This is a genomic window from Streptomyces pimonensis (genome assembly GCF_041380215.1).
Taxonomy (GTDB): Bacteria; Actinomycetota; Actinomycetes; order Streptomycetales; family Streptomycetaceae; genus Streptomyces; species Streptomyces pimonensis.
Map to the genome: position 1 here is coordinate 141,980 of NZ_JAHWZY010000009.1, position 18,263 is coordinate 160,242.

The 18,263-nt window shown below is 73.3% G+C and carries 14 protein-coding genes and 1 pseudogene; 8 read left to right on the forward strand and 7 right to left on the reverse strand.

Annotated features, from left to right (window positions below):
- Nucleotides 1-950 precede the first annotated feature (950 nt).
- On the reverse strand, nt 951-1,613 hold the full coding sequence (locus KYY02_RS11980; RefSeq protein ID WP_371237882.1) for a response regulator transcription factor: 663 nt from the start codon (nt 1,611-1,613) through the stop codon (nt 951-953).
- Between the two features lie 9 nt (nt 1,614-1,622).
- Nucleotides 1,623-2,933, reverse strand: coding sequence for a sensor histidine kinase (locus tag KYY02_RS11985; protein ID WP_371237883.1), 1,311 nt, complete (start codon nt 2,931-2,933; stop codon nt 1,623-1,625).
- 380 nt (nt 2,934-3,313) lie between these two features.
- On the opposite strand from KYY02_RS11985, the gene KYY02_RS11990 reads away from it, so the two are divergent.
- From KYY02_RS11990 to KYY02_RS12005, 4 genes and pseudogenes are all read left to right on the forward strand, one after another.
- On the forward strand, nt 3,314-4,048 hold the full coding sequence (locus tag KYY02_RS11990) for an ABC transporter ATP-binding protein (protein WP_371237884.1): 735 nt from the start codon (nt 3,314-3,316) through the stop codon (nt 4,046-4,048).
- Entirely contained in the window at nt 4,042-6,504 is a 2,463-nt protein-coding gene (locus KYY02_RS11995; protein ID WP_371237885.1) for an FtsX-like permease family protein, read from the forward strand. Before KYY02_RS11990 ends, KYY02_RS11995 begins: the two co-directional genes overlap by 7 nt.
- Before the next feature lie 796 nt (nt 6,505-7,300).
- Complete coding sequence (locus KYY02_RS12000) at nt 7,301-8,542, forward strand: RICIN domain-containing protein (RefSeq protein WP_371237886.1); 1,242 nt, start codon at nt 7,301-7,303, stop codon at nt 8,540-8,542.
- 235 nt (nt 8,543-8,777) lie between these two features.
- A pseudogene (locus KYY02_RS12005) lies at nt 8,778-8,994 on the forward strand (glycosyltransferase family 2 protein); the annotation flags it as partial.
- A gap of 44 nt (nt 8,995-9,038) precedes the next feature.
- Here the strand turns inward: KYY02_RS12005 and KYY02_RS12010 are convergent.
- Both KYY02_RS12010 and KYY02_RS12015 read right to left on the reverse strand, forming a co-directional pair.
- A complete protein-coding gene (locus tag KYY02_RS12010; protein WP_371237887.1) occupies nt 9,039-10,730 on the reverse strand; it encodes a bifunctional 3'-5' exonuclease/DNA polymerase in 1,692 nt (563 codons plus the stop codon).
- Between the two features lie 86 nt (nt 10,731-10,816).
- On the reverse strand, nt 10,817-11,572 hold the full coding sequence (locus KYY02_RS12015) for a Clp protease N-terminal domain-containing protein (RefSeq protein WP_371237888.1): 756 nt from the start codon (nt 11,570-11,572) through the stop codon (nt 10,817-10,819).
- A gap of 86 nt (nt 11,573-11,658) precedes the next feature.
- On the opposite strand from KYY02_RS12015, the gene KYY02_RS12020 reads away from it, so the two are divergent.
- Nucleotides 11,659-12,774 carry a DUF2786 domain-containing protein gene (locus KYY02_RS12020; RefSeq protein WP_371237889.1) on the forward strand — a complete coding sequence of 372 codons (1,116 nt, stop codon included), beginning with the start codon at nt 11,659-11,661 and terminating at the stop codon, nt 12,772-12,774.
- A 227-nt stretch (nt 12,775-13,001) separates the two neighbouring features.
- On the opposite strand, the gene KYY02_RS12025 is transcribed toward KYY02_RS12020, so the two are convergent.
- Both KYY02_RS12025 and KYY02_RS12030 read right to left on the reverse strand, forming a co-directional pair.
- On the reverse strand, nt 13,002-13,514 hold the full coding sequence (locus tag KYY02_RS12025; protein WP_371237890.1) for a DUF4232 domain-containing protein: 513 nt from the start codon (nt 13,512-13,514) through the stop codon (nt 13,002-13,004).
- Nucleotides 13,515-13,593: 79 nt separating this feature from the next.
- Entirely contained in the window at nt 13,594-14,067 is a 474-nt protein-coding gene (locus KYY02_RS12030) for a hypothetical protein (protein WP_371237891.1), read from the reverse strand.
- Nucleotides 14,068-14,565: 498 nt separating this feature from the next.
- Here KYY02_RS12030 and KYY02_RS12035 point away from each other — a divergent pair, with 498 nt between their 5' ends.
- Nucleotides 14,566-14,850, forward strand: a complete 285-nt coding sequence (locus KYY02_RS12035) for a DUF397 domain-containing protein (RefSeq protein ID WP_371237892.1) — start codon at nt 14,566-14,568, stop codon at nt 14,848-14,850.
- 108 nt (nt 14,851-14,958) lie between these two features.
- Here KYY02_RS12035 and KYY02_RS12040 read toward each other — a convergent pair whose 3' ends face one another.
- The gene (locus KYY02_RS12040; protein WP_371237893.1) at nt 14,959-15,456 is read right to left on the reverse strand and encodes an ATP-binding protein; all 498 of its coding nucleotides are present in this window, start codon (nt 15,454-15,456) and stop codon (nt 14,959-14,961) included.
- A 407-nt stretch (nt 15,457-15,863) separates the two neighbouring features.
- Between KYY02_RS12040 and KYY02_RS12045 the strand changes: the two genes are divergently transcribed.
- Together KYY02_RS12045 and KYY02_RS12050 are read left to right on the forward strand one after the other, a co-directional pair.
- Nucleotides 15,864-16,700, forward strand: coding sequence for a Sco1979 family transcriptional regulator (locus KYY02_RS12045; RefSeq protein ID WP_503167864.1), 837 nt, complete (start codon nt 15,864-15,866; stop codon nt 16,698-16,700).
- Nucleotides 16,701-16,799: 99 nt separating this feature from the next.
- Nucleotides 16,800-18,260, forward strand: a complete 1,461-nt coding sequence (locus KYY02_RS12050; protein ID WP_371237894.1) for an aldehyde dehydrogenase family protein — start codon at nt 16,800-16,802, stop codon at nt 18,258-18,260.
- Nucleotides 18,261-18,263: the final 3 nt, after the last annotated feature.

The following is an 18,263-nucleotide window of genomic DNA, read 5'->3' on the forward strand; positions in this document are numbered from 1 at the left end:
GCGTTGCTCTTCGCTGCTTCGGGCGTAGCGGCGATTGCCCGCGGCTGGGTACTCCCCTGGAACCGGCGTCGCATTCGCCGTGTGCGCCTCTACGGCTGGGGGGCAGTTGGTGGCTGCCTTCGGCCTGTGCTGTCAGGCGGTCTTCGGGTTGTCGATCAGCGGCATCGGTACCCGGCAGTCGGGGACCCTGACGGGCAGCGGGCTTCTCCTGGCCGGCCTCATCGTGATGTGGGTGAGCCAGCTCCCGGGCGCTGAGCGGCAGGGCAGCGGCCTGCCTTAGCCGTGGAAGTGGTTGCGCTTGATCACGGCCCGGCGGGTGTTCACGGTCCTCGCCCCTGTGACCGCCCGCGCTGAGCACCTGGACGGCGATCCAGCCGCCGAAGAAGGCGGCGGCGAGAGTGATGAGCCGACGTTCGTGCAGGTAGGTGGCGTGGCCGTGCTGGGGGTGCAGGGCGTCGGCGGTGACGACGGCGCCGGTCGGGCCGATGTCGTCCGGGAGCGAGGCGATGGCGGGATCTCGTTGCTCTTGCCGTCGGTCTGTCGTCGGGCGAGGACCTGGCCGCTGTGGGGCATGGAGGCGATCAGGGCGGTGGCCGTCCGGCCGGCGGTGCGGGGGCCTCGGAGTGTCTCGCCGCCGGCGGCGATGACCTTTCGTCCCGGGGCCGGGGCTTTGCGTTCCCGGAGGAAGCCGCCGATGGCGCGGTCGAGGGCGTCGCCGTTCGCGGGACGGGGCGCTCGCCGACCAGGAGAGTGCGGTGCTCGGACTGCTCGCGGCCGGTCTCACCGGCGAGGTGATCGCCCGCACGCCGGGGGTGTCGGTGCGCACCAGCCGCCGGATGCCGGCTGTGCTGATGGACCGTCCGGGGTCCGCAGCCGCTTTCAGTCGGGCGCACCGGCGGCCGAGCGGGGCCGGCTCGGCGGCTGAGCGGACCCGGCCGCGGGGCGCGCCGTCACGCTGTCCCGGAAGGTCGGCCGCGCAGGTAGGCCAGGACGGCCAGTACCCGGCGGTTGGTGGCGCCGGACAGGCTCAGGTCCAGTTTGGTGAGGATGGAGCCGAAGTGCTTGCTGACGGTGCCCTCGCTGACGTGCAGGGCCGCGGCGACGGACGCGTTGGACCGGCCCTCGGCCATCAGCGCGAGGACCTCCTGCTCGCGGGGGGTCAGTCTGGCCAGGGGGTCGCGGCGGTGGCGCAGGAGCCGGCGGACCACTTCGGGGTCGACGACGGTCGCGCCGGCGGCCACCCGCTGGAGGGCTTCGACGAACTCCTCGACATTGCCGACGCGTTCCTTGAGGAGGTAGCCGACGTGGGTGCCGTCGGAGGAGTCGAGCAGCTCCTCGGCGTAGGCGCGCTGGACGTACTGGCTGAGGACGAGGATGGGCAGCCGGGGGTTCTTCTCGCGCAGTCGCAGCGCGGCCCGCAGCCCTTCGTCGGAGAAGCCGGGCGGCATCCGTACATCGGTGACGACGATGTCGGGGTCGTGCTCTGCGACGGCTGCCGTGAGTTCGTCGGCCGTGCCGACACCGGCGAGGACCTGGTGGCCGAAGCGCTCCATGAGGCCGACGAGGCCCTCCCGCAGCAGCACGCTGTCCTCGGCCAACACGATGCGCAACATCTGGTTCCCCTATCGGGCCGGCGGGGCGTCGAGTCGGCGGTCCGCAGCCGGGGTGCAGGGCACGAGGAGGCGGAAGACCGTGGGCCCGCCGGACGGTGAGGACACCAGCAAATGCCCGTCGAGCACCGAGATGCGATCCGCGACCCCCTCCAGCCCGGTGCCGTCGGCCCCGTCCGCGCCCCCCACGCCGTTGTCCCGTACGCGGACGACGAGTTGGCCCTGGTCGACGCGGGCCTCGACGGTGGCCCGGGTGGCCAGGCTGTGCTTGGCGACGTTCGCCAGCGCCTCGCACACCGCGAAGTAGACCGCGGACTCGACCGCTTCGGGGAACCGGTGGGGCAGGTCGAGATCGAGGTCGACGGGGACCGGGGAGCGGTCGGCGATGTCCTCGATGGCCGCGGCCAGACCTCGGTCGGTGAGGACTCGCGGGTGGATGCCCTGGATCAGCTCCCGCAGCTCGACCAGAGCGGCCTGGGCCTCGTCGTGGGCTTGGGCCAGGAGCCCGGCGAGGGGCTCCTCGCGCGCGTCGAGGCGCGCCATGCCCAGGCGCATCGACAGGGTGACCAGCCGCTGCTGGGCGCCGTCGTGCAGGTCGCGTTCGATACGGCGACGCTCGGCCTCGAAGGCGGTCACCAGGCGCATCCGTGACCGACTCAACTCCCTTACGTGTACGTCGTCCTGGTGGGGCGGCACGTCCAGCAGGAGGCGGGTGAGCCGGGCACGCCCCACGGCGAGCAGGCCGAGCGGGTAGGCCAGCAGTGGGAGCAGGAGCAGCCCGGCCAGGGCGACGGCGAACGCCGCCGGGTAGGAGTGGACCAGCCACAGCTTGATGACACGTGCCTCCTCGCCGTCGGCCGTGGCCATGACCAGGGGGGTGGAGATCAGCCCCCCGCTCACCCCGAGGACCGTGCCGATGACCGCTGCCTCCAGGGGCCACAGGAGGCAGCCGAAGAGGAGGGCGTAACCCAACTCCCGCCAGGTGGAACGCTCCTGGAGGCGGGTGCGCAACCAGGCGGCGGGCCCGGTGCGCGGCGGTTCCTGGTGGGCGTCGGCCAGCGGCACGGCCGGATCGATCAGGCGCAGCCGGCGCCGCTCCACATGTGCGACGGGCAGCCCGGCAAGGAGCAGCGTCAGCAGGAGAGGCACCCCGACGAGGACGACGGTCAGCAGGCTTCCGGCCAGCGCGAGGACGAGCAGGCAGGTCAGCAGGGCGACGCCCAGCGGCACGCTGGTCAGGAAGTACAGGGCGCAGCGCCACGGCCAGCCACTCCGGAGGTACCGGCGCTGGTGCAGGGCCTGCCAGAGGCTGGGTAAGTGCATGGGGGGCACGATATGAGGCCCCTATCGCGCGGACCACCCAGCCAGCTCCACCATCGGACCGGTAGCGGGCTCTTTGCAAGGACGGCCACCAGGTGCAATGTGCGCGGGGGCGCCGCGGGGGGCGGAAGGAGGCAGTGGGCAGCCGCCCTCCCGCCACCCCCCGGTGGCCGTGTCCGTCCCTCCAGGGTGCGGGCCGGCGCCGCGGTGACCTGACCGGGGCCCGCGGCAGGAGGCTGCCCCCGCAGGTTCCTGTCGCCACCGGGCACTGCCTTTTCCCGCCCGGTGCGGCCACCGTGCACAGAAGGGTGGAGCTGTCTCCACCCCGAGGACTCCGCCCGGCTGCGATGTGCGCCGGCTCCGGGCCCGGTTGAGTGGACACCATGAATCAAGCAGCCGTCCGACTCCGTTCGGTCACTCGCTCCTACGGCGAGGGCGCGAGCGCCGTGACCGCCCTGGACAACGTCTCCCTGGACATTCCCCGCGGCACGTTCACCGCCGTCATGGGGTCCTCGGGCTCCGGCAAGTCGACCTTCCTCCAGTGCACCGCGGGTCTGGACCGGCCGACCGGCGGCCAGGTGCTTCTCGGGGAGACCGACCTGAGCAAGCTGAGCGAGAAGAAGCTCACGCTGCTGCGGCGGGACCGCATCGGTTTCGTCTTCCAGGCGTTCAACCTGCTGCCCTCGCTCACCGCCGAGCAGAACGTGGCGCTGCCGCTGCGACTCGCCGGCCGCCGCCCCGAGCGGAACGATGTCCTGGACGTGCTGGAGAAGGTGGGCCTGCGCGAGCGGGCCGGGCACCGGCCCAGTGAGATGTCCGGCGGTCAGCAGCAGCGGGTGGCGCTCGCCCGCGCCCTGGTCACCCGGCCGGAGGTGCTCCTCGGTGACGAGCCGACCGGCGCCCTGGACACCACCACCAGCCGTGAAGTGCTCACGCTGCTGCGGCAGATGGCCGACCAGGGACAGACCGTCATCATGGTGACGCACGACCCGGTGGCCGCCTCCTTCGCGGACCGGGTGCTGTTCCTCACCGACGGCCGGGTCCACGACGAGCTGTTCGCCCCGACGGCCGATCTGGTCGCCGCACACATGACCGGACTGGCGGCCCTCCCGTGCTGAAGCTCGCTCTGCAGGGAATGCGGACCCGCTGGGCCACGTTCATCGGCTCGTTCATCGCCCTCGCCCTCGGCGTCGGCCTCATCGCCACCACCGGGCTCGCCCTCGCGGCGACCTTCAGCGCTGTGGACCGCGGGCCCGAGCGGCTCGTGAAGGCGCCGGTCGTCGTGAAGACCTCCGACCTCGTCCGGGCGGACACGCCCATCGGGGAACGTACGCAGACGATCACCGACCCCGCGCCGGTCCCGGCCGCCGTCACCGCGAAGCTCGCGGCGCTGGGCAGGGCCGTCGAGGACCGCACCTTCCCCGTGTCGGGCCCCGGGCTCGCCGGGAACACCGTCGGCCACCCGTGGTCGGTCGCCGCGCTCACCCCCTACACGCTGACCGCCGGACGCGCCCCCTCCGCGCCCGGCGAGGCCGTCGCCACCGGGGACGCGCTGCGGCCCGGCACCCGGGTGCAGGCCACCACCGCCCGCGGGTCCGAACAGGTCACCGTCGTCGGGACGGTCGCGTCGGCCGGCTTCGAGAACGCGCTGTTCTTCACCGACGCCGAGGCCGCGCGGATCTCTCCCGACGTGGACGCCGTCGCCGTGCACGCCCCGGCCGACCGGGTCGAGGCGGCCGTGGGCGCCGGGTTCGACGTACTGACCGGCGACGAGCGCCGGCGCGCCGACCCGGACCCCGACCGTGACGAGGAGGCACTGGTCTCGGTGAACGCGCTCCTCGGCACGGCCGCGGGCGTCACCGGCTTCGTGTCGGTGTTCGTCGTCGCCTCGACGTTCTCCTTCGCGGTCGCCCAGCGGCGCCGGGAGTTCGGGCTGCTGCGCACCGCCGGAGCCACCCCCGCCCAGGTGCGGCGGATGGTGCTCACCGAGGCGTTCGTCATCGGCGCGCTCGCCTCGGCGGCCGGCTGCTGGCTCGGCGCGGCGGGCGCGCCCCGGCTCGCGGCCTGGATGGCCGACGCCGGCATCGCCCCCGCCTGGTTCCGGATCGGCGAGCAGACGTGGCCGCTGCACACCGCGTTCTGGACGGGCTTGTTCGTCGCCCTGAGCGGGGCGGTCGTGTCCTCGTGGCGGGCCGGCCGGGTCGGTCCGACGGAGGCGCTGCGCGAGTCCGCGGTCGACTCCCGCGCGATGCCGGTGAGCCGGTGGCTGATCGGCGGCGCGGTCCTCGCGACCGGCCTCGGGTCGCTCTCCCTGGCCCTGCTGGACAGCCCGGGCGACGTCCTGAAGCGCAAGACCTACATCACCCAGCCGATGCTGCTGATCGTCGGGTTCGCCCTGTTCGCGCCGGTCCTGGTCAAGCCGCTGATCCGGCTGCTGACCTGGCTGCCGGCCCGCCTTCCCGGCGCGGTCCCCATGCTGGCCGGGGAGAACGCGTCCGCCGGGGTCCGCAGGACCGCCGCCGTCGCCGCCCCGGTCATCATCACCGTGGCCCTCGCCGCCTCCCTGATGGGCACCACCGCCACGATCAGCGAGGCCAAGGCCGGCGAGGCGCGGGAGCAGATCACCGCGGACTACGTCGCCACGGCGGGCGGGGAGGGCCGCGCGCTGCCCGACGAGTTCGTCCGGCGCGCCGGGGCCGTCCCCGGCGTGACCGTCAGCGCGACCCGCTCCACCGGGGTGACCGTCCTGGAGGAGGGGGTCGCCCTCGTCAAGTCCGAGGCCAGGGCGATCGATCCGGCGGCACACGCGTCCGTCTCCCGCCTGCCGGTCGTCGCGGGCCGCCTCGCCGACCTCGACGACGACAGCATCGTCGTCAACGAGGAGTGGCTGACCACGAAGGTGGGCGACAGCGTCTCCGTCTGGCTGGGCGACGGCCGCAAGGCGGACCTGCGCATCGCGGCGGTGCTCTCCGCCGGCACCGGCAACAACGGCGTCTACCTCACCGAGCGCAATGCCGCCGGCGCCCCCGTCGACCGCGTCGACCTCGCGCTGCCCCGGGACGGCGCGGACAGCGCGGCGGCCGCACTCGGCGCCGCCGCGAAGGCGACCGGCGTGCAGCTCCTGACGCGTGACCGGTGGGTCGAGGCCCACTACCCGCGCTCCAGCGAGAACACCCGGCTCGGTCTGTGGACGATCCTCGGCATCGCCCTGGTCCACACGGGCATCGCGCTCGCCAACACCCTGATGACGGCGGCCTCGGACCGGGTCCGCGACCTCGCCTCACTGCGTCTGACGGGCGCCACGAAGGGGCAGGTGCTGCGGCTCGTCGGGGTCGAGGCCCTGGTGGTGGTCGCGGTCGGCGCGGTGCTCGGGGCGGTGATCGCCGGGGTGAACCTGCTCGGCGTGTGGAGCGCCCTCGGCCTGCTCGACGTGTGGTCCGACGTCGTCGTGCCCTGGGGCACGGTCGCCGCGGTGATCGGCGCGAGCGCCCTGCTCGCGGCGGTGGCCTCCGTGCTGCCCGCGTCGTTCGCGCTGCGCGTCCGGCCGGTCGAACTGGCGGGCATGCGCGAGTGACCGCCCGGTACCGGGCGGGCCCCGCCGCGCCCCGGCATCCCGCGCCCACTCCCTTGCGACGCGAGGCCGGCGCTGTGACGAGCGACCGAGCCACCCTGCCCGGTGGTCTCCCGCGCCGTGGGTTCCGGGCCCGCGCCGGGGCGTCCGGCACCCGCCGGACCGCCATGGCGCCGACCGCGCCGGTGCCCGAGCCGGGACAGGCCGCGGTCGTGGAACCGGACGCGTCGAAGGCGAGGCGACCGCCCTGGTCCGGGAGCTGCCGGACGGGCGGGGGCGGCACCTCGCCGTCGAGTACGACCCGGTGCGGGCGGCCCGCCTGAGCCTGCTTCCCGGACGTCGAGGTCGTCACCGCCGCCTGAGCCTGCTTCCCGGACGTCGAGGTCGTCACCGTCGACGCCGCCTCCCTCCCCGGTGTGCTCGTCGGGCGGGGGATCGCGGCGGTGGACGTGGTGATCGCCGTCCGGTCCTGGGCGGGCCTGCCGCACGCGAGGCGGCGGGCTTCCCCCGCCGCGGTCCGCGAGGTGCCGAGCCCCGAAAGGGGCGTTCACCGCGTCCGGCCCGCCGCACGCCCGGTTCCGGGTGGAGGAGCGGCACTTCCGGCGGATGCTCGGGGTGTCCGGCGCCGGGACGGCCGCCGGGCCCGGTGGGACGGGGCGGGGGCGGACTGTGCCGTCCTACGTTCACCTGGTCGAGGTTCGGACGCAACCAGGCGTGAGCCAGAGTGAGTTGCCAATCCCTGGAACATGCCTGTGACCGAAGGGGCCGGGTGGGTCGTAGTGAGTGAGGAGCAGCGTTTATGCCACGTCAGCATGAACCTTCGGCCGGCGGGCCGACACCGGCCGTGGCCGTCCGCCGTGCGGTGTCCGTGCCCGCGCCGGGTGAGGATCCCGGCGCGGATCTGAGACCGCGCAACCCCGGGCCTGCTCCCACGCCCGACTCCGCTGCCGACCCGGACGCCGCGGTACCGGTGCCGGCGCCCTCCGAGCAGCGCTCCCGGGCCGTCGAGGAGGAGGGACGGCAGCAGGAGCAGCAGCGGCGGGCGGCGGAGCCCGACGGAGCGGAAGCCGAGGCGGCGGCCGGTGTGGTCGCGGCCGGGAAAGGTGACGGCGGGAGAGCGGAGGCGGACGCCGACGAACCGGCGCCGGGGCGGCTGCGCGGACCCATGGTGGCCGCGGCCGCCCTCGTGGGGGCGGTGCTGATCTGCGTACCCCTCCTGGTGCTCGGACTGAACCGTGAGGACGAGCGAACGGTCGAGACGGCTCCCGTCGGCGGAACGACGCTCGACCCCGGTACGTCCGACGACATCCCGGCCGGCGACTACCGGGCCGATTCCCCGTCCCCCTCGGCGTCACCGAGCGGATCTCCGTCCCCGTCGGGCTCCGAGGCCGGGCCCAAGGCCGGCTCCGAGCCGTCGCCCTCCGGCGCGGGCAGGGCGGACGCCGGAGAGAAGGCCGAGCCCCGGGCCGCTGCCGGGAAGGAGGAGAAGGGCGAGGGCAAGGCCGCGCCGAAGGCGGAGAAGTCCCCCGCGATCACCGCCCGGCAGCTGGCCAACGCCCTCTCCACCCGGGTCAACGCGCAACTGAGGAACGCCGCGACAGGCAAGTGCGCCGACCTGCCCTACTTCGACAAGGGTTCGGTGGACGGCCCGGTGAGCCAGTACGACTGCCGGCCCACCACCCAGGACAACCAGCTCTGGGACCTGGAGGTGGCCGACGCGGACGGCGGACCGCAGGGAGCGAGCCTGTTCGTCATCAGGAACCGCAAGGACGGGATGTGCATGGACCTGCCCGACTACGGCAGCGTCGCTCCCGGGACCAAGGTCACCGAGTACCACTGCAGGCCGGCCGCGGACAACCAGCTCTGGTGGCTGGAGCCGCAGTCGGGGGCCTACCGGATCCGCAACGCCGCGAGCGACCTGTGCATGAGCGTGGTCGGCGGTGGTTCCGCCGGGAACGACGCCAGGCTCCAGGTGGTGCGCTGCGGCTCGGGGTCGAGCGCGCTGCGCTGGTCCGTCGTCTCCGTCGTCAAGCCCTCCTGAACGGCGGCCGCCGCCGGCGTCCCGCCTCGTCGCCCCCGCCCCGCCCGGTGGACACCGTTCCGCACCTCTCCGTGGGAGAACGTGTGCCACGCGGCGTCGTACGGAGGCATCAGTGCGGCCTGCCGCGGGAGGCCACGGCATGAACGGCTGGTCCCACGGGCGCAGTCGTCGGCCGGGACGGTGCGGCGAGGACATGGGGACGCCGAGGACCGTCGTCGCCGTGGGGACGACGGGAAACCGGGTGTGGCCGGCCCGGCGGCCGCCGTTCGTGTTCATTCCCGTCCGCCTCGGGGCGGACGCTGCTCACCGTGGTGCGGAACCAATCAACCAATGGGCTGCGGGCGTGGTTCGGCGGGTTCCCGGAAGGGCTGCGGGTGCCGGCCGGCGAGCGGCGGGCCGTGAGCCGGCGGACGGTGTGGCGGCTCTCCCGGCTGGGGCGGCCGCCGGTCGTCCGACCCGACGGGCGGAACGACGGGGGGTCCGGCCGGTGGCCTGATCACTTGGCGTCCGCATAGCACTCCACCACCGCCGTCGTGAACGGGAACCGCACCGGTGTCTCCCCGAAGGTCAGCCGTCCGGCCAGGTCCGCGGCCTGCCGGATCGCCTCCGCCACCGTCGCCGCCTCCTCCTCGGGACAGTGCACGATCACCTCGTCGTGCTGGAAGAAGACCAGCTCGGCCGCCATGTCGCGCAGGGCCTGCCGCAGCGCGGCGAGCAGCAGCAGGGCCCAGTCTGCGGCGCTGCCCTGGACGACGAAGTTGCGGGCGAAGCGGCCACGTGCGCGGGCGTCCGTCGAGGCGTAGCCCGGAACCCACGGGCGGGCAGCGGACTCCTGGTCCTCCTCGGCGGCCGGGATGCCCGCCTCCTCCGTCGCGTCGTCCGCCGTACGGACGGCCGGCGGGCAGGTGCGGCCCAGCCAGGTCCGTACGAGCCGGCCCTCCTCGCCCGCGCGGGCGGCCTCGTCGACGTAGGCGACCGCCCGGGGGAAGCGGCGCCGGAGCGCGGCGAGGTTCTTCAGGCCGTCGCCGGAGGTCTGGCCGTAGACCGCGCCGAGGACGGCGAGCTTGGCCTGGGCTCGGTCGCCGGAGAAGGCGCGGTCGGACACCGACTGGTACAGGTCGCTCTCCCGGCCGGCGACCTCCATCAGGCCGGGGTCGCGGGAGATGGCCGCCAGTACGCGCGGTTCCATCTGGTCGGCGTCGGCGACGACGAGCCGCCAGCCGGGGTCGGCGACGGCCGCGCGGCGGATCACCTTGGGGATCTGCAGCGCGCCCCCGCCGTTGGTCACCCAGCGGCCGGTCACCGTCCCGCCCGCGAGGAACTCGGGCCGGAACCGGCCGTCGCGCACCCGGTCCTTGAGCCAGGACCAGCCGTGGGCGACCCAGATCCGGTACAGCTTCTTGTACTCGAGCAGCGGTGCGACGGCCGGGTGGTCGACGGACTCGATCTCCCAGCGGCGGGTCGAGGCGACCTTGACGCCGGCCTGGGCGAAGGCCTTGATCACATCGGCGGGCAGGTCGGGCCGGACCCGGCGGCCGAAGGCGGCGGACACCTCGTCGGCGAGCTCGGCGAGCCGGCGCGGCTCCCCGCCGCCCGCGTACCGCCCGCCGAGCAGGTCGTGCAGCACCGCACGGTGCACGTCCGCCCGCCAGGGCAGCCCCGTGCGGTTCATCTCGGCGGCCACCAGCGCCCCCGCCGACTCGGCGGCGGTCAGCAGCCGTATCCGGTCCGGGTGTGCGGTCGCGTCGGTCCGACGCTGCTGTTCGGCGTGGACCGCGAGGAGGTCCGTCAGCGGCAGCCGGACGCCCTGGGGTTCGAAGAGGGAGGACTGGGCGCCCGGTTCGGTCTGGCGCTGCGGCGGGTCGGGCGGTACGGGACCGCCGCGCAGCCGGGCCAGCGCCGCCACGGCCGAACGGGGTTCCCCGTACCGCCCCTCGTGGCCGAGCAGGAGCGTCTCGGCGGCCTCGATGTCGTAGGCCCGCTCCACTCGCACCCCCGTGGCGAGCAGGCGCGGGTAGACCTCGGCGGTGGACCGCCACACCCACCGCGTGACACCGGGACGGCTCCGGACGGCCTCGGCGAGGTCCGCCTCCCGCAGCACCGGACCGGCGGGCAGCCCGTCCGGACCGAGGGGGGCGACGTCCACGCCGCCTTCCTCGGCCGGAGCGAGCGCCCACCGGTCGGCCATGCTGCGAGTGTGGCAGGGGGGTCTGACAACGGCCCTCTGGCCGGTCGGCCTTCCGGTCGGCCGGCCCCTGGTCGGCCTCCCGGAGCTCAGTCCTCCTGCGCGCTCCCGCTCCCGCCCTCCGTCCGGGTCTCGACGTACCGCGCCAGCATGTCGGTGACGTGCCGCTCGGTGGCGGACTTGGTGATGCCGAGGCCGCTGAGGAGACCTTCGCCGTTCTCGTGCTCCAGCAGTGCGAGCAGGATGTGCTCGGTGCCGATGTGGTTGTGGCCGAGGCGGAGGGCCTCGCGGAAGGTGAGTTCCAGGACCTTCTTGGCCGCCGGGCCGTACGGCACCAGCTCGGGGGTGTCCTCGACGGCCGGCGGGAGTGCCGCGCGGGCGGCCCCGGCGACCGCCCGCACGGTGACGCCCTGCTCGGTGATCGCCTTGACGGCCAGGCCCTGCGGCTCGGCCAGCAGGCCGAGGACCAGGTGCTCGGGCAGGCCCTCGGCGTTGCGTGCGGCCTGCGCCTCGTGGTGCGCGGCCATGACCGTGTTGCGGGCACGGGGCGTGTAGCGGTTGAAGCCCTGGCTCGGGTCGAGGTCGTTGCCCTCCTTGGGCACGAACCGCTTCTGGGCCGCCTGCCGGGTGACGCCCATGCTCCTGCCGATGTCCGTCCAGGAGGCGCCCGAACGCCGGGCCTGGTCCACGAAGTGGCCGATCAGGTGGTCGGCCACGTCGCCGAGGTGCTCACCGGCGAGCACCGCGTCCTGGAGCTGCTCCAGGGGCTCCTCGTGGACCTTCTTGATGGCCGTGATGAGGTCGTCGAGACGCACGGATGACTTGATGACCGGATTCGTCGTCATGCGTCAACCTTAAGTTGACAGCTTAAGGTCGTCAACCTGAAGTTGACAGTTGTGGGTGCACTCCCGGGGCGTGGCACGATCGGCCCGTGAGCACGTCCAGCACCGTCGACCGCGCCTTCCGGGCCGCCCTCTACGACACCGGCGACACCGCCCTCGACGCCGGCGCGTCCCTGCTCGCCGCCGACCCGGCGGCCGACGCCGAACTCGCCCGAAGGGGCGAGGAGTTCGTGGCGGTCGCCTGGCGACGCGGCTGGCAGCCCGCCGACGTCGTACGGATCGTCCGGCGCGAGCTGGACGACGTCCACGTACGGCTCGTCTCCGCGCTGATCCGCGCGCAGGCGCCGCGCGACGACCGCCCGCGCGGGCCCCGCTGGAAGGCCCAGCTCGACGAGCTGGGGGCGGGCGACGCCCCGCGCGGCGACCGGTTCGCGTACGCCACGGCCGCCCTGGAGCTGTACCGCCTGCTGCTGCGCCTGCCCGCCCTCGAACCCCTCGACGAGGGGGCCGCTCCCGCCCCGCGGGACCGGCGGCCGGAGTCCCGCGTGCTCGGCCGCATCCGCGCGCTGCTGGCCAAGGCGGAGGCGACCGGGTTCCCGGACGAGGCGGAGGCGCTCAGTGCCAAGGCGCAGGAGCTGATGGCGCGGCACAGCGTCGACGAGGCGCTGCTCGCCGCGCGGGAGCCCTCGGGGGAGACGCCGCAGGCCTGCCGGATCGGGGTGGAGCCGCCGTACGAGCAGGCCAAGGCGGTGCTGCTGGACGCGGTCGCCGGCGCGAACCACTGCCGGGCCGTGTGGAACGAACCGCTGGGTTTCTCCACCGTGGTCGGCTTCGCCCCCGACCTGGAGGCGGTGGAACTCCTCTACACCTCACTGCTGGTGCAGGCCACCACGGCGATGACCAGGGCGGAGGCCGCACAGCGGGCGGGCGGACGCAAGCGGACCAAGACCTTCCGGCAGTCCTTCCTCGCCGCCTACGCGCACCGCGTGGGCACGCGTCTCGCGGCCGTCGCCGAGATCCGGGTGAGCGACGACCTGCTCCCGGTCCTCACCTCCCGCGCGGTGGCGGTCACCGAACGGACGGACCGTCTGTTCCCGGAGACGACGACCACCCGGCTGCGCGGGGTGAGCGACGCGGCGGGCTGGGAGGAGGGCGCCCGCGCGGCGGACGACGCACAGGTCGGGTCCCGCCCGCACCTCCCCTGAGCGCCGGGGCGCCGTTCGGATCCCGCCGGGGCCGCGGGGCCCGGCACCGCTTCCCCGTACTCGGCTTCGCCCACGCGGGAGGAGGCCCCACCGCCGCGTTGCCGTCGGTTGCCGGGGCTCCGGCCCCGGCACCCTCCTCCGCCTCGCGGTGCACGGCACCGGGCCCCGCCCGGCCCGGCGGCAAGGCACCGCCCGCCGGAGCCGACCCGGCCCCGACCGGCACCGCCTCAGTCCCCCGCCTGCTGGTAGGCGCTCACGGTGATCCTGTGGCCGGACGGGCCGTCGGCCGCGACCGGGCCGTACGTCCAGCGGAAGCTCCGGGTGCCGGAGAGTTCGACCTGCAGCTCCTCGGCGTCGAAGGCGCCCTCGCCGGGCGCGCCGCGTTCGTAGGTGAGGGTGAACGACGCGGACTCGCCCTTGGCCAGGGTCAGCTTCTGGGCCGTGGCGCCCTCGGTCGGCGGCACCTCGACGGTGGCGGAGTCGCCGGCGCCGGCCAGCCGCACCTCGGGGAAGCCGTCCAGGGTGCAGGGAGCGCTCTGGTTGGTGAAGCCGACGGGGACCTCACCGGTGTCCCCCGCGGCCGGTGCGACGCTCGCGGGTCCGACCTCCGTGCTCACCGTGTCGGCCGAGCAGGCGGTGCTCTCCCGCTTCCCGTCGCCGCCCCCGTCCCCGCCGCCGCAGGCGGCCAGCAGGAGGAGTGCGGCGAGGGCGGCGGGGACGGAGATCGGCGTGGTGCGCATGAGTGATCCTCTGGGGTTCGTGGAGGTGCCCACCGGTCATCATCACGTACCCGCCGCCGATCCGCCCCGGGGACGCCCGCTAGGAGCCCAGCCCCGCCGTGGACAGCCCCGTCGGGAGGGACCCTCCCTCGGCCCTGGAGTACGTCTCGGTGCCGGGGGAGCCCTCCCAGGTGACCTTCAGGGAGCCCTCGCCGACGGAGTCGACCGTGCCGCTCGCCCGGTCCTCGGTGCCGTCGTCGCACTTCAGACGGATGGAGTGGGTCCCGGCCCGCTCCCGCGCGGTGCCGCTGCACACGGGGCCGCCCGTGGCGAAGAGGGCGGCGTCCTCGCCGTTGACGATCAGGGCCACGGCCTTGCCGTCGGCGGTGGTGAGCCAACTGCCCTCCAGCTCGCCCGCCGGGGCCGTGCCCGCGTCGGAGCCCCCGGTGCCGTCACCGGGGTGCGTGGCCGCCGTGGCGGACGGGGCGGGACCGGTCGTGGGACCGCCCGAGCCGTCGGAGCCGCCCCCGCTGCAGGCGGTCAGCGAGAGCGCACCGGCCAGTCCCACGGCCACGGCCGCGGCCCGTGCGCCTCGGGAGCGCGACCCGCGCGACCCGCGCGACCCGGACGACCCGCGCGATGACGGCGATACGGGCTGGTACGTCACCGAAGCCTCCGAAGTCACTGCGAGCCTCCTGGGCGCGGCCGGCCCCATCGGCCGGACGGTCGCCGTCAGCTAACAGGACCCGACCGGAACACCACCAGCCTCCGTGACACACCTCGCACCACATGCTCACGGGGCGCCGATGGGTCGGCGCGCGGGGAGAGCACAGGACGAACAGAAAGGGATACGAGGGAACACAAAGGCCCTCGTTCGCGTCTCTCAGGGAGCGGGTTCGGTAAAGCGTCCGTCAAAGCGGGCACTGCTCGGCCGTCGAGGCGGTAACTGCGGGAACACCCCGCGTGCACGTGCATCTGCTCATGCATCGGCACATGAACAAAGCTATGATCCGGGTCAGTTGACCACTGCATCAATGGCCACACCAGCCAGTGCACCAGCGGGGAGCGACCTGTGGACCACGACGTGTACGACGGTGACGGGTACGACGGTGCCGATGCATCCGGCGTGTACAACGGCATGGCGGCCACCAGGCTGGACGGTGTGGCCTGGCAGAAGAGCCGGCACAGCAACTCGCAGGGTTCCTGCGTGGAGTTCGCCCGGCTGCCCGGCGGAGAGGTGGCCGTGCGCAACTCCCGCTTCCCCGAGGGCCCCGCGCTCGTCTACACCCGCGCGGAGATCGAGGCCATGCTGCTGGGCGTGAAGGACGGCGAGTTCGACCACCTGGTCGCCGGCTGACCGGCCCGTCGGGGTCCGGGGGCGGCTCCCGGGGCGCTCCGGAAGGGGGTGCGGCTCAGGAGGCGTCGACACGCGTAGAGCCGCGGCACCCGGAGGCGCCGCGGTACGTCATGCGCCGGGACAGGGGTGGCCGACGGGGCGCGGGAGCCGGAACAGGGCCCAGACCACCTTGCCGCTGAGCGCGCCGGCCATCGGGTGCCAGCCCCAGCTGTCACTGAAGGACTCGACCAGGAACAGCCCCCGGCCCGACTCGGCGGAGGAGTCGTCCGGCCCGCGCGCGACGGGGCTGTCGTCGCCGGGATCGCGCACCGCGCACACCAGTCGTCCGGTCCACCGCATCAGATGCAGCCGTACCGGCAGGTCCGGCGCCGTCGGCCGCGGGGTACCGGCCGGCAGGCCGTGCCGCAGGGCGTTGGTGACCAGTTCGGAGACGACCAGGCACACGTCGTCGAAACGGTCTCCCAGGTCCCACTGGTCGAGCGTCCCGCGGGTGAAGCGCCGGGCCTCACGGACCGCTTCGTAGCAGGCGGGGAGGGCGCAGGAGGCGGCGTCGGACGCGGCCGCGAGGTTCAGCGGCGGAAGGCCCTGCCGTAACGGCTCGAGCATGGTCGATCCATTCGTCCCCATGCGAGGCACTCCCGGGAATTCGCGGTCGTAGCGAGGCTGCGGTGGTGCGGAGACCATGGTTTCGGATGCGTACAGCAGATGCAAGAGCAGATGCACGTGCAGTTGACCGAAATCTTCCCTGCCGTACTGGTTTGTTGGCCAATTTTTCCGTCATCTCCCCGCCTCCTTCCGGCTGTTCCCTTGTCTCCTCGTTGCTCCTTCCTTCTCCTCCCTTCTCCTTCCACGCCCGTTCCGTGTCCGTTCCGTGCCGCCTCCCGACCGGACCGATCGGTCGGATTCCGTTTCCGTAACCGGGCGAGTACTGCTCGAAGTGTTTTAGTGGCAGACTGCGAGCCCTGAAGACGTTGGGGAGGCTGGCGAACGTGAGCGCGGGAGAGCCGGGATCGGTGGTGCGGCGCATGCTGCTCGGATCACAACTCAGGCGACTGCGTGAGGCGCGGGGGATCACGCGCGAGGCCGCGGGCTATTCGATCCGCGCCTCCGAATCGAAGATCAGCCGGATGGAGTTGGGCCGGGTGAGCTTCAAGACCAGGGATGTCGAGGACCTGCTGACGCTGTACGGCATCACGGACGAGCAGGAGCGCCAGTCGTTGGTCTCCCTCGCCAGGGAGGCCAACGTGGCGGGCTGGTGGCACAGTTACTCGGACGTACTGCCGAGCTGGTTCCCCACGTACGTGGGTCTGGAGGGCGCCGCCTCGCTGATCCGGGCGTACGAGGTGCAGTTCGTGCACGGTCTGCTGCAGACCGAGGAGTACGCCCGCGCGGTGGTGCGGCGCGGCATGAAGGGGGCGAGCGAGGAGGACGTCGAGCGGCGGGTGACGCTGCGCCTGGAGCGGCAGAAGTACCTGGTCTCGGAGAGCGCCCCCGAGTTCCACGTCGTCCTCGACGAGGCGGCCCTGCGCAGGCCGTACGGCGACCGCGCGGTGATGCGCGGCCAGCTCCAGCACCTCATCGACTTCTCCGAGCGGCCCAACGTACGTTTGCAGGTCGTGCCGTTCAGCCTCGGCGGGCACTCCGGCGAGTCGGGTGCGTTCACCGTCCTCAGCTTCCCCGAGTCGGACCTGTCGGACGTCGTGTACCTGGAGCAGCTGACCAGCGCACTGTACCTCGACAAGGCCGAGGACGTGGCCCAGTACGAGAAGGCGCTCAAGGAGCTCCAGCACGACAGCCCGGGCCCCGCGGAGAGCCGTGATCTCCTGCGGGGGCTGCTGCACATGTCCTGAGAACAACTCAACTCGCGTGAAACGCAAGTACGATGACGTCTCATCAGACCATGCAGTCGATCAGTGCTCCGCTGATGCGGCGAGGGATTGAGGGATCACATGTCGTCGTACTTCACCGACCTGGCTCAGCAGTACATCGACGGTGAGTGGCGCCCGGGCACCGGCTCCTGGGACATCATCGACTTCAACCCGTACGACGACGAGAAGCTCGCGTCGATCACGATAGCCACGGTCGACGAGGTCGATCAGGCGTACCGGGCGGCCGCCCGCGCCCAGAAGGAGTGGGCGGCGACCAACCCGTACGCCCGCCGCGCGGTGCTCGAGAAGGCGCTCGGGCTGGTCGAGGAGCGCGAGGAGGAGATATCCGAGGCGATCGTCGCCGAGCTCGGCGGCACGCGGCTGAAGGCCGCCTTCGAGCTGCACCTCGCCAAGGAGTTCCTGCGCGAGTCGGTCCACCTGGCGCTGCGCCCCGAGGGCCGGATCATCCCCTCGCCGGTGGACGGCAAGGAGAACCGCGTCTACCGCGTCCCCGTCGGCGTCGTGGGCGTGATCAGTCCCTTCAACTTCCCCTTCCTGCTCTCCCTCAAGTCGGTCGCCCCCGCGCTCGCGCTCGGCAACGGCGTCGTGCTCAAGCCGCACCAGAACACGCCGGTCGTCGGCGGCTCCCTGGTCGCGAAGATCTTCGAGGACGCGGGCCTGCCCGGCGGACTGCTCAACGTGGTCATCACCGACATCGCGGAGATCGGCGACGCCTTCCTGGAGCACCCGGTCCCGAAGGTCATCTCCTTCACCGGCTCGGACGCGGTCGGCCGTCATGTGGCCACCGTCTGCGCTTCCCTCTTCAAGCGCTCGGTCCTCGAACTCGGCGGCAACAGCGCGCTGGTGGTACTCGACGACGCCGACCTCGACTACGCCGTGGACGCCGCGGTCTTCAGCCGGTTCGTCCACCAGGGCCAGGTCTGCATGGCCGCCAACCGCGTCCTGGTCGACCGGTCGGTGTCCGAGGAGTTCACCGAGAGGTTCGTCGCCAAGGTGAAGTCCCTCAAGGCCGGCGACCCGCGCGACCCCGCCACCGTCATCGGCCCGGTGATCAACTCCCAGCAGGCGGACGCCCTGTCCGGTGTCGTCGGGCAGGCGCTCGCCGAGGGCGCCACCGCCCTGGTGCGCGGCGCCCGCACCGACAACCTGGTCGAGCCGTCCGTGCTGACCGGCCTGCCCGCCGACTCCGCCCTGCTCCGGCAGGAGGTCTTCGGTCCGGTCGTCTTCCTCGTCCCGTTCGACGGCGAGGAGGAGGCCGTGCGCATCGTCAACGACACTCCGTACGGCCTGAGCGGCGCCGTGCACACCGGTGACGTCGAGCGCGGCGTGAACTTCGCCAAGCAGATCGACACCGGCATGTTCCACGTGAACGACGGCACCGTGCACGACGAGCCGATCGTCCCCTTCGGCGGCGAGAAGCACTCGGGCATCGGCCGCCTCAACGGCGACACCATGCTGGACGCCTTCACCACGATGAAGTGGATCTCGGTGCAGCACGGCCGGAGCGGCTTCCCGTTCTGAGCG